Source organism: Glaciimonas sp. GG7, assembly GCF_052976905.1.
Genome location: NZ_JBRIIQ010000113.1, coordinates 1 through 12,503, shown reverse-complemented (window position 1 = coordinate 12,503; position 12,503 = coordinate 1). Strand labels below are relative to the sequence as shown.

At 56.9% G+C, this 12,503-nt stretch carries 6 protein-coding genes; 1 reads left to right on the top strand and 5 read right to left on the bottom strand.

Features of this window, described 5'->3' with window-relative positions; genetic code table 11:
• Positions 1-31 precede the first annotated feature (31 nt).
• From ACVBEF_RS18395 to ACVBEF_RS18385, 3 genes are read right to left on the bottom strand one after another with little or no spacing between them, the layout of a single operon-like run.
• Positions 32-544, bottom strand: a complete 513-nt coding sequence (locus tag ACVBEF_RS18395; RefSeq protein WP_447125375.1) for a condensation domain-containing protein — start codon at positions 542-544, stop codon at positions 32-34.
• Entirely contained in the window at positions 541-6,993 is a 6,453-nt protein-coding gene (locus ACVBEF_RS18390) for an amino acid adenylation domain-containing protein (protein WP_447125374.1), read from the bottom strand. Before ACVBEF_RS18390 ends, ACVBEF_RS18395 begins: the two co-directional genes overlap by 4 nt.
• Before the next feature lie 3 nt (positions 6,994-6,996).
• Positions 6,997-8,946, bottom strand: a complete 1,950-nt coding sequence (locus ACVBEF_RS18385; RefSeq protein WP_447125373.1) for an amino acid adenylation domain-containing protein — start codon at positions 8,944-8,946, stop codon at positions 6,997-6,999.
• A gap of 198 nt (positions 8,947-9,144) precedes the next feature.
• On the opposite strand from ACVBEF_RS18385, the gene ACVBEF_RS18380 reads away from it, so the two are divergent.
• Complete coding sequence (locus ACVBEF_RS18380) at positions 9,145-10,842, top strand: cyclic peptide export ABC transporter (protein ID WP_447125372.1); 1,698 nt, start codon at positions 9,145-9,147, stop codon at positions 10,840-10,842.
• A 78-nt stretch (positions 10,843-10,920) separates the two neighbouring features.
• On the opposite strand, the gene ACVBEF_RS18375 is transcribed toward ACVBEF_RS18380, so the two are convergent.
• A complete protein-coding gene (locus ACVBEF_RS18375; protein ID WP_447125371.1) occupies positions 10,921-12,108 on the bottom strand; it encodes a porin in 1,188 nt (395 codons plus the stop codon).
• A gap of 199 nt (positions 12,109-12,307) precedes the next feature.
• Positions 12,308-12,503: hypothetical protein (locus ACVBEF_RS18370; protein WP_447125370.1), on the bottom strand; the 196-nt coding region annotated here is incomplete at its 5' end.

The window sequence follows — 12,503 nt, the reverse complement described above, 5'->3', positions numbered from 1 at the left end:
CAGTCGGTGATAGCTTCTCTAAGCGCCCGGTTCATCGAGCACGAATCGATGACAACTGGGCCGCGCTCATAGCACGGCAATCACGCCAGGTAATGATCAACGGCGCAGGTGGATGCACTTTCTGCAGCGCAGCACCATCAGGACCTGCGCTAAATGTCGTGCGCAGCGATTCATGGCGCGCAACCAGCGCATTCACACTCGCCGCCAGCGCTGCATGATTGATCTCTCCCGTCAGCCTTAGCCGACCGGCCAGATTGTAGGTCGGGTTGTCCGGTTCCAGTCGCCACAAAAACCAAAGACGCACCTGCGCGTAAGAAGCTGGCAGCGCACCCTCGGCTGCGTCAGCCTTATGTGGAGCATGACGCGAAGGAATCGGCAATAAATTGAAGTCAATATTTTCCCCTTCTAAGCGCTGCAAGAACAGCGTACGCTGCGCCGCTGTCAACTCCGCAAAACGGCGTGCAAGCGCCAGCATGCGATCTTCACTGATGGCATTTGTTGGCGCTGCAGGCGGCGTTTCAGGTGGCCTTTCAGTCGACTTCATAGGCCCTCCATTTCACCCAATAACGCGTCCAGCGCATCGAGCTTGCTTGCATTCAATGCCTTATCGCCAGCCTGCTCCACTGTCTGAGCAAAGCCCGCCAACGTCGCCACGTCAAACAAGCGGCGCAGCGGAACACTGATCTGAAACTCCGACCTCAAACGCGACATCACCTGCATCGCCAGTAGCGAATGTCCGCCCAGCGCAAAGAAATTATCGCTGCGGCCAATCGCGGCCACCCCAAGCACATCGCCCCAGATGGCCGCAATTTTTTGCTCCGTCTGCGTCATCGGCGCATCGCTATCACTGGCAATAGCGTCGGCCCGAGCATCAACATTAGTCGCACTCACCGCCGTCAAAGTCAGTTCGCGCTGCTCCAGTTGCGACGGCATCAACACCCGCCCCAAAGGACGCTGCCCATCTTGCGCCAGCTCATTAATCAGCATCACAAAATGCGCATGTACTTGCCGGACGGCATCCGCATCCAACAAGGCACGATCAAAGCCATAATCAACCGACAGTGTTTCGGCATTATTGACCACCAACGTGAGTGCATAAGTCGTCGCCTCGACATTGACAAGCTCACTAAAGCGCAGCGAATTCTCATCCTGCTCCGACCATTCACGCGCAACCGGATAATTTTCAAACACGATCAAACTATCGAACAACGCCTGACCACCCGATCCGGCCCAGCGCTGGATTTCGAACAACGGCGTGTGTTCATGCTCACGCAGCGCCAGATTATCGGCCTGCAACACCCGCAACCAAGCCTCGACCGACAGCCCCGACTGCGGCGTCGCCACCACCGGCAGCGTATTGATAAACAAGCCCAATACCTGCTCCACATCCACCAGATCAGCGGGACGACCAGCCACGGTCGTGCCAAACACCACGCTGGACTTGCCCGTGTAATGTTGCAGCAGCAAACTCCACGCGCCTTGCATCAGGGTATTGAATGTCACGCGGGTATCGCGCGCAAAATGTTGCAAGCGTGCGGTATCGGCACAACTCCACGCCAACGTTAGCGTGCCGTAGCCGGTAGCTGCATTGGCTGCATGCTCAGAAAATGCCCCCGCCAACAGCGTCGGCGTATCCACTCCCGCAAGGCAGCGCTCCCAGAAACCCCGACTTGCGGCGATATCCTGTCCGGTCAGCCACGCAATGTAGTCGCGGTAGCTTGACCGGCTGGCGGGTGACACAGGTGCATGCGCATAATGTTGCAGCACCTCCGCCCACAGCCGCGCCGTACTCCAGCCATCGAGCAATAAATGATGGCGCGTCCAGATCAGTCGATACTGACTCTCCGTCAAGCGCACCAGCGCCAGCCGCATCAAGGGCGGATGCGTCAAATCAAATGGTTGCCGATGCTCGGACGTACACAGCGCAACCAGCGCCGCCGTTTGATCGTTTTTACCACGCCAGTCCTCACGCGCCATCACCAGACGGGCAGCGCGATGGACGATTTGCTGCGGCTTTGCCACCCCGTCATGCCAAAACCCGGTGCGCAAAATAGCGTGCTTATCCAACGCCGCCTGCCAGGCAGCAGCCAGACGATCGGCATCCGGGTCGGTCAGCGTCATCGACAATTGATTGACGTAAGACACTTCTTGCGGCGCATACAAGGCGTGAAATAGCAGACCTTGCTGCAACGGCGTGGCCGGATAAATATCCTCAACTTCCCGCGCCGCTGCTGGCAAACGCATCACCTCAGCGGCGTTCAAGGCCGCCAACGGAAAGTCCGATGGCGTGACGCCACCGGATACCGCCGCGCAACAATGGTCGATCAACGCCGTCAGTTCGACCCGATAAGCCTCAGCTAAGCGCTGCATCGTCTCAGGTCGATACATTTCACGGCTAAAAACCCAGGTCAGCGACAATTCGCCAGCCGCTACCTGACCATGAATTGCCAGCCAGTTAGATAACGGCCCACTGCCATCGCGCTCCGCCCCGGACTGACCAAATAGCGGACGCAGCAAAGCATCGTCATCGGCGCTGGCATCAAATTGCCCAAGATAATTAAAGGTCACCCGTGGTATCGGCAAGGCGGCAATCTGTGTGCGTACTGCGGGACTAGCCAGACTTTTCAGCACACCAAAACCGATCCCCTTATTCGGCACGCCGCGTAAGGTTTCCTTGACCGCACAAATGGCCGCACCAGCATCATCAGCTCCCCCTGCCAACAACACCGGAAAGTGGCTGGCAAACCACCCCACGGTGCGCGACAAATCAATCTCCTCAAACAACGCCTCCCGCCCATGTCCTTCCAATTCAACCAACACTTCAGATGTCCCGCTAAAACGGCCCACAACCCGTGCCAGCGCCGTCAACAAAAGATCATTCACGTGAGTGCGATAAGCCGCCGGAGCATCCTTTAATAATCGTCGCGTCAGGTCACGGTCCAGCGTCAGCACAACCTGCCCGGCGTCCGCTACCCGGCTGCTTGCTCCCTGCATATCCTGCGGCAATACAGCACCAGAGTAGTCTGCAAGCCGCAGCCAATAAGGCAATTCCACCGCCAACGCATCGCTGTATGCATAGTCCGCCAGACGCCCAGCCCAGGCAGCACCGGTACTCTCTGGCACAGGTAAATCAAGCGCGCGACCGTCTGCCAGTTGCCGATAAGCAGTCCCGATATCATCGAGCAGAATGCGCCACGACACCCCATCCACCGCCAAATGATGGATCGCCATAAAGACCGTTTGCGCACCATCAGGATGCTGGGCCAGCACCGTACACAACAATCTACCTGAACGAATACTCAAACTTTTTTGCGCCTTGTCACATAGCGCATCAAGCCCCGCATCATCAACAACACTATGCAACCACAGCGCATCGCTGACCGCATCATCAGCCGCCATCCGCGCCTGCCAATCACCATCCGGCGCACGCTCATAACGGCAGCGCAGGGCCGCATGCAGCCTCACCACCGCAACCAGCGCCCGCCGCAACAACACCGGATCGAGCGGCTCGGCGACTGTAAAGCGCAGCGCCTGATTCCAGTGATGGCGATTGCCTATATCCAAGGTAAAAAAATGTTCCTGCACCGGCGTAAGGCAGATCACACCATCTCCCGGCAAAGCCGCAGCAACCGCAGGCGGCGCAACAGTTGTCGGCAACACCAGCACTGTCGCCACCCGCGCCAACGCAGCGACGGTTTGATGCTCAAATAACTGCTTCGGCGTCAACTTCAGCCCCTGCTTACGCGCACGCGCAATGATTTGCAGACTCAGAATAGAGTCCCCGCCGAGGGCAAAAAAGTTATCGTTCAGACCAACCGTAGACACCCCCAACACCAGCCTCCAAATCTCCGCCAGCACACACTCGTTAGCAGACATGACCACATCAGTCACAACGCGCCCCACTTCCCCGATAGCAGGCAACGCCTTACGGTCAAGCTTGCCATTCGTCGTGTACGGCATGCGCTCAAGCACCAGCAAATGCGTTGGCACCATGTAATCCGGCAAACGGCGCGCCAACAGCGCCTTGATCGCCACAATATCGAGCACCCTGCCCACCACCGGAACCAGATAGCCCACCAATTGATGGCGACTTACATCACCGCCAACAGCGGCAGCAACCACCTCCGCAGCAGCCACCTCGGGCAACACCCGCAACGCCTGCGCAACCTCGGATAACTCGATCCGATAACCGCGAATTTTGACTTGATCGTCCACCCTGCCAAGAAACTCAAACACCCCACCGGGCAGCAAGCGCACCCGATCGCCAGAACGGTACAGCCGCTCACCACCAGCGCCATCAGCAAACGGAAGCGGCACAAAACGCTCCGCAGTCAATCCAGCCTGCCCGGCATAGCCGCGCGCCAGGCCAGGACCACCCAGATAGAGCTCCCCAACACTCCCCAACGGCACAGGATTCAGATCCAGATCCAGCACCCAGGATTGCGCGTTCGGCAATGGCGCACCAATTGGAACATTCACTCCATTTTCATAGCAGGAATTTGAGAAAAACACTTCATTCGTCAACACCCCCACCGTCGCCTCAGTCGGCCCATAATGATTCATCACCCGGCAGTCCGGACGCCATTCATGCACCGTCTCGCACAAACCCCAAGGCAGCGCTTCGCCACCCAAAATCAAGGCGTGACGCGGCAATACATCGGCTGGATTTGCCGCTTGCAGCAGGCCTTGCAAATGGCTGGCAACGATCTTTAGCACACCGACCTGATGCGTTTTCATATACGCGGCAAAGTAGTCGGGATCGGTCGCACGGTCCGCAGAAATCAGATGCAGCAAGCGCCCCGAGCAGAGCGCCCCGAACAGCACGGTATGCCCCAGATCAGCGACCACGGTAGACACCATCGCCATACTCGCATCAGGTGCCAACGCAAGGCGCGACAGCATGCCGCACACATAATCGGCCAACGCGCCATGACTGACCACGACGCCTTTAGGCCGTCCGGTCGAGCCGGAGGTATAGATTAAATAAGCAGCGGCAAGCGGATCGGGCCGACAGCGCAATGGCGCAGCATCGCAGTCTGACCAGACGCCATCATCGGCAAGCGCAATCGCCGCCGTCCCGGTAGCATCAAGCGCGATCACACCATCGACATCGCCAAGCGCGCACTGCACCTTGGCATCGGCCAATAAAAAAGCGATGCGCTCTGATGGCAGCGTAGGATCAATCGGGAGGTAAGCGCCACCGGCCTTTAAGACGGCCAGCAAACCCAGCACAAATTCGGGCGAACGCGCCGCGCACACTGCCACGCGCTGCTCAGCGCCGACGCCCTGCGCCTGCAGATAACGGGCCAGGCGGTTCGAGGCAGCATCGAGTTCCGCAAAGCTGATGCAATGCGGGTTGTGCGTTGTTAATTCATCTTCAAATGCATCTTCATACTGCAGCGCCGCTGCATCGGGATGCATGGCAACGCTCTGCGCCCATGCATCGAGGACATTCAATCCATCCATCGCCAACGCCTCGCCGCATAGCGAAAAATCCGCCTGCCGCGTCGGCAAACCGAGTCCCGCCAAAGGCATGTCCGGCGCGGCCACAATCTCGCTCAACAAATCCGTATAAGCCTCAGCAAAACCAGCCACCCGCGCTACGTCAAACAATGCGGTGGCATAGCTCAATACGGCCTCTATGCCTTGCGCTGTATCGGTCACATCCAACGACAAATCGAAGCGGGCCGCGTAATCCGGCAAAGGCATCAGTTGCATCGTCAGTCCCGGCAAGAGGACCGTCTGCGGAACTGCAATCTGCTGCGTAAATTTCACCTGCACCAACGGATTGTGACTAAGACTGCGCTCCACCTGCAAGCCGTCCACCAACATATCAAACGGCAAATCCTGATGCCCCTGCGCACCCAGCGCTGCGGCCTTTACCTGCTCCAGAAAATCCTCAAAGCGCTGCGCCCCATCCAGCGTCGCCCGCATCACCTGAATATTGACAAACAACCCCGCCACGCCCTCCGTTTCACGCCGTGTGCGACCGGCAATCGAGACGCCCACCCGAATATCAGCCTGCCCGCTCAGCCGCCCCAGCATTAACTGAAACGCCGCCAGCAACAGCATGAACAAAGTCACCCCGCGCCGCTGCGCCAGCGCATGCAAGTCGGCAGAAAGCCCCGGGCCAAGCACAAAGGGATGGCGATCACCATGCATGTCACGATCCGCCGGTCGTGGCCGATCAGTCGGCAAGGCCAATAATGGATGTTCGTCGCCCAACGTGCCACGCCACCAATCAAGCTGGCGCTCACGCTCTCCCGCCTCTAACCAGTGCCGCTGCCAGAGTGCATAATCCGAATATTGAATCGCCAATGCAGGCAAAACAGGATTTTCACCGGCACAAAAAGCCCGATAACAAATTGCCAATTCGCGCAGCAACAAGGCCACCGACCAGCCGTCCGAAATAATGTGATGCTGGATCAACAGCAAGCGATGCTCGGTCTCTGTCAAGCGCAGCAACTGCACGCGCAACAACGGACCGGTCGTCAGATCGAAGGGCTGCAATGTCGCCTCCTCGGCCAGACGCTCTGCCTGCCTGAATCGCTGAGCCGGTGCAAGCGCGGACAAATCAGTCTCAGCGATCAGCACTGGCGCAGGTGGATGAACGACCTGCTCAGCCTGCCCTTCGTTGCCAGCCGAAAAGGTCGTCCGTAATTCGGCGTGACGCGCCACCAATGCATCCAGACTAGCTTGCAGGGCCGCACGATCCAACTGCCCCGTCAGCGCCAGCATTGCAGGAATATGAAAGGCCGTATTCCCGGGCGACATTTGATCGAAAAACCACAACCGCTGCTGCGCAAACGATAACGGCACAGCGCCATCCTGCGGCGCATGCACAATCGGTAACCGAGAAAAATCGACACCCTTTTGCGCCAGCGCTTGCAGAAATGTTTTACGCGCAGCAAGCGGCAGCGCCATAAAGCGCCGGGCAATGTCGTGCTTACTACTGTCATGTTGATCGTAGGATTCGTAGGGATTAAGGGACATTAATTAATTCTCCAAAGCTAATAACAAGGCATGCATATCGGATAAATCATCCGCTTCCGTCTGGCGTGCCGCCGCTGCACCACGGGCGAGAATTTCCGCCATTGCAGCAAGTACGGGGGTATCAAAAAAGGTGGTTAACGGCACGTCGATCAGCAGCCGTTCGCGTATCAATGCGGTCGCTTGCGTGGCCAGCAAAGAATGCCCGCCCAGTGCAAAAAAGTGATCATCGAGGCCAACGCGCTCCAGTTTCAACACTTCCGCCCAGATCGCCGCCAATGTGATTTCAGTTGAACTTTGCGGGGCGCGATAGACCTCATCGCCCTGTCCTTCCGATGTCGGCACAGGCAATGCGCGACGATCCAATTTGCCGTTGGCCGTCACCGGCATCTGCGCCAACACCAGCCATTGCGACGGCACCATGTAGTGCGGCAAGCGTTGCCCTAGTTGCTGCTTAAGGAGCAGCAGATCAACGCCATCGGCCACCAGATACGCCACCAATTGCGCATCCGCGCCCTCACCCTGCACCAGCACCGCCGCTTCACGCACGCCGGCACAGGCCAATAATTGCGCCTCGATCTCACCCGGCTCAATGCGCAAACCGCGCAATTTAACCTGATGATCCAGACGCCCCAGATAATCCACGCTACCGTCCGCACGCCAGCGCGCGCGGTCGCCGGTGCGATACAAGCGACCGCCTGCACTGAATGGATCGGGGATAAAACGCTCCGCCGTCATCGCGGCCCGGGCGTGATAACCCCGCGCCAACAACGGGCCACCTACATACAATTCGCCCGCCACGCCCAGCGGCAACGCATTGAGCGCCGCATCCAACACATATACCGAGCGAGCGCCCACGGGTGTACCAATCGGCAGATACGCGTTGTCCTGCCATTGCGCCGGATCGGTGTCGGCATCGGTGATCCACAACATCGGTGAGATCACCGTTTCAGTCGGCCCATAACCATTGATCAGCGTCGCCGGAGCAAAGACCCGGCGCACCATGTCAAAGTGCTCACAGGAGAGCGCCTCCCCACCAAACGCCAGCACCCGCAACTTGACCGGGCAGGCTTGCGCAGCTTCAGCCAATTGCACCAGATAACTCGGCGGAAACGCCGCCACCGTGACACCGTGGCGCGCCATCTGGTTGCAGGTTTGGACCGGACTCCACAAGACCGGATCGGTAATGATCAATCGTGCGCCAAACAGCAACGGCATCAACCAATATTCATGCGCCAGATCAAAATTGATCGATGCAAAATGCAGCACTCGATCGGTTGCACGCATCCGATAACGCTCACCGATTGCCTGACAATGACGCGCCAGCGGACCGTGCTCAACGGTCACCCCTTTCGGCTGACCAGTAGAACCGGAGGTATAAATCAGATAAGCGCTTTGCGCCGGATGAATCACCACATCGGGCGCAAGATCGCTCAGATCTGCACGATCATCGTCCACATACAACGTGGTCAACTCAGGCAAGCGCCCAGCCAGCTCCCGCTGCGTCACCAAACGCTGCACACCCGCATCAGCCACCATAAAAGCCAGCCGCTCTGCCAGATAACCGGGGTCCAGCGGCACAAACGTCCCGCCGCTTTTAAGAATCGCCAGCAAGCCAATCATCATCTCGGGCGAGCGTTCAATACTGATACCAACCCGTACCTCCGCACCGACGCCACTGGCAATCAACGCATGCGCTAACCGGTTGGCGCGCAGTTCAAACTCGCCCCAACTCAGCCTGCGCTCGCCCTGACTGAGCGCGATATCGCAGGCTTGCCACTGCGCCGCTAACGCAACATGGATAGGAACAAAAGGGGCAAGCGGCATGGCCGCGGCAATGTTCCATCGCGCAATATCCGCTTGCTCAACTGCGCCAGGAAACGTTGATAGTGGAGATTCACCGCCCGGTCTTACGGACGCATCAGGGAATTCACTTTTAGCATCGCTTGCATTCATCGTTGTTCTCATCTATAGCCGTGACAATCGCAGCCTCTGATGAATGACGAACGACCATGCGAATCTTTAAGCACTGATGATTCAGTGCGCTCAATCGTCTGCTTAATAAGTCAGTAGCGAAGTCAGTAGCGAAGTCAGTAGCGAAGCCAATACCGACGCAACAAATGACGCCACCTTTATGAACATTTTGCAAAGACAATGAAGACTCCCCCACCCCAAAAAATCCGACCGGCCACCCGGCTATTGTTGTCACTCCTCTACCGAACCCGCTGGACGCTGACGATTGCGCTCATCGCCTGCGTCGTCAACGGACTCTCCAGTGTCTCGCTCATCGCCCTCATCAACCACGCCCTGACAGCCTCGCCCGAGGCGCTGATCGGCCTGGCCTGGCGCTTCGCCGGATTAGCTATCTTGACGTTGATCAGTCGCATTGTTGGCGGGGTACTGTTTGCCCGACTCAGTCAAGGCACAATGAGCAAGATGCGCGAGCATATTTCTCAACGCGTCGCCAGCGCCTCCTTTCGTGACGTCGAAACCTTAGGACCGGCGCGTGCCCAATCCATCGTCACCGAAGACGCCACCAACGTCTCCATGTTGTTCTTTGCCCTCCCCAATCTGCTCATGCACGGCTCCATCGTCGCCGGTTGCCTGGCCTATCTGGCGTGGCTATCCTGGCCCGTATTTGCGCTGGCAAGCGCGGTCGTGGTCATCGGCTCGCTCGGCTATCGACTGGGCGACGCCCGTGCCATCCGTGCGTTAGAAGCCGCAGGCGCTGCGCAGGACAAACTGTTCGGCTACTTCAATGCGCTGTTTGCCGGTGCCAAGGAATTAAAACTCCACCGCGAACGGGCGCGCAGCTTTATGCATGCGTCGCTCAATCCCCAGATCGACGCCGTGCGCCATCACCGCACCAAAGCGTTCGAGTCTTACGCCATCGGGGTCGGCTGGATTTTGTTTTTGTTTTATGTGTTTCTCGGCGTGGTGATTTTTATGCCAGCTTTTTTGCCCTCTGCATTTGCCGTGGTCGACTTCAAAGTGCTGGCTGGCTATGTCATCGTGTTTCTCTTCATGCTGATCCCCTTGGATGGCCTGCTCAACAACCTTCCCACACTGAACGCCGCACGCGTCTCGCTCAATCGGATCGAAAACGTGTTGATGGAGCTGCAAGAGGTAGAAAACGAAGCCAACCCAATCCCATTCGAGCGCTTCCGACAACTGACCATCAAAGGCCTCACGCATCGCTACTATCGGGAAAAAGAAGACGGCGTATTTCAATTCGGACCGATTGATCTGGCTTTCAAACCCGGCGAATTAGTCTTTTTAGTCGGCGGCAACGGCAGCGGAAAAACCACGCTCGCCAAACTGTTAGTCGGCCTGTACAGCCCGGAAGGCGCTGACGTACAAGTCGACGGACAAGCGATCAACGACACTAACCGCGTCCAATATCGCCAACTGTTCTCGGCGGTATTTTCAGACTTCCATTTATTTGAATCGCTACTCGGCATCAGCTCACCGACACGCGGCGGCATGGACGATCTCGACGCACGCGCCAATGCGCTGCTGGTGAAGCTGCATCTGGATCACAAAGTGAAGATTGTCAACGGTGCTTTTTCTACGCGGGAACTGTCGCAGGGGCAACGCAAAAGACTCGCGTTAGTCGTCGCCTATCTGGAGGACCGACCGTTTTATTTATTTGATGAATGGGCCGCCGATCAGGACCCGATGTTCAAGGCAGTGTTCTATCAGGAATTGTTGCCAGAGCTGGCTGCACGCGGCAAAGCGGTGTTGGCGATCACACACGACGACCGTTATTTTCATCTGGCCAATCGCTGTATCAAGCTTGAGAATGGGATGATTGTGGAGGATGCCGAGATACGTTCGGCAGCGCTCTTGTAGACCGAGTCCATGCAAAACGGCACACGAAGGGATATTAATCCGCATCGCGTGCCGTTTTTTATACCTTCAAATTACACATTAAAACGAGTGACGCATACCCAATGCAACGGCACGTAAAGTAGAGCCATAAGCGATTGCACTGGCACCGCTCACGCTCGTAACAGTCGATACCAACGGACCATTTGCATACGCATTATTCGTCGTCTGGCCATAGTTGGCATACAACACGGTGAACTTCGAGAACGGATACTCATACGTTAAACCGAGTGTTGTTCCTTTACCGTCCGGCGAATTGTTATGCAGGTAATCGATCCGGGTAATCGACGGGATAAACGTCCCTGTACCGACCGGAATACGTGCGCCCAACCAGAATGCCTGCTGCTTGCTCCAGGTGAAAGCCGATGATGAAGCGGTCGGGCTACCAACGGTCGCCGCCGGGCTCAAATTAGCGAAGTTACTTGGACCGTTAAATTGATACGCACCTGCAAACACTTTAGCGACACTAAAAGCATAAGAACCACCGACGATTTGTTCGCTCAGCCACTCAGGCTTGGCCGTCGCAATAATACTGTCTACCGCTTGACGCAAGCGTGTCGCTGACAGGCTCAAAGACAACGGACCATTATCATAAGTCACACCAGGGTTAATCAATTGCCCCGTACCACGGGTATTTTCATCGCCGGCGGCCAGCATGAGCTTGAATGTGAAGCCGGATGTTTTATAGGTTCCCAACAGCGAATTATTGACCCGCGATGTCGATTGCCAGGTACCGCTGCTGGCAGTTGCGCCAATGGTTGGGTATACCGCATGGTTGACGGCGGTTGTCGCATTACCGAAATACAAGCCATACGATGGATCAATCATCGCAAAAATCACATCTATCGGCGCGTATTGACGGCCCATTGACACCGTCCAGTCGGGGCCAAACATACCGACATAAGATTGACGACCGAACAAAACACCGCCTTGTTGGCTGGCGCCTGTATCGGCACCAAATCCGCCTTCAAGCACGAAATTTGCACCCAGCCCACCACCCAGGTCTTCGCTGCCTTTAAAGCCGAACCGGCTGCCTGGTCCGACGCCAGAGTCCTCACGAATAGTGTGGGCTGATACCCCTGCAACTGAACCGGCTGGCTTGGTTGTCCCGCCGCTGGTGCTAACGTCCACGATGGCGGCATCAATATTGCCGTAGACGGTAACGTTGGAGTCAGCTAGCGCTACGCCAATTGGGGCCAGGATGGCAATTGCGGCGATTAATTTTTTCATGTGTCGTCTCCGTGTGTTTATTGTATTTTTATAGTGTGTTAATGATCGCGTTGGATCACTATCTTTCTTCATACTTTCATAATCACGTCTGGGCTTCTTGCGTAAACTAGCTGAAGCTTGGAATCAAAATGAATATCTGATTAATGTGTAGTTTTTTGGAGTGGAAGTGGGAGGGGGGCGTGCGGTTTTTGGTTGCTGGTCATTGAAACGGGTTGTGCTTCGTGGAGGCTTGTCGGGGGCGGCCCGACAGCCGGTCACTTTTTTTTGCTTCACCAAAAAAAGACACCAAAAAAAGGCGACCGCAGGTACCGCCGCCGCTGCGCGGTTCCCACATTTTCCAGCCGCCAGCCGGGTCTGATGACCAACTCGCTTCGCTCAAACATGTCATCAGCCTG

Excerpts from the sequence above, each read along its gene's own strand:
- ACVBEF_RS18385 (WP_447125373.1), bottom strand. The coding sequence starts at position 8,946 with ATGAATGCAAGCGATGCTAAAAGTGAATTCCCTGATGCGTCCGTAAGA.
- ACVBEF_RS18380 (WP_447125372.1), top strand. The coding sequence starts at position 9,145 with ATGAAGACTCCCCCACCCCAAAAAATCCGACCGGCCACCCGGCTATTG.
- ACVBEF_RS18375 (WP_447125371.1), bottom strand. The coding sequence starts at position 12,108 with ATGAAAAAATTAATCGCCGCAATTGCCATCCTGGCCCCAATTGGCGTA.
- ACVBEF_RS18390 (WP_447125374.1), bottom strand. The coding sequence starts at position 6,993 with ATGTCCCTTAATCCCTACGAATCCTACGATCAACATGACAGTAGTAAG.
- ACVBEF_RS18395 (WP_447125375.1), bottom strand. The coding sequence starts at position 544 with ATGAAGTCGACTGAAAGGCCACCTGAAACGCCGCCTGCAGCGCCAACA.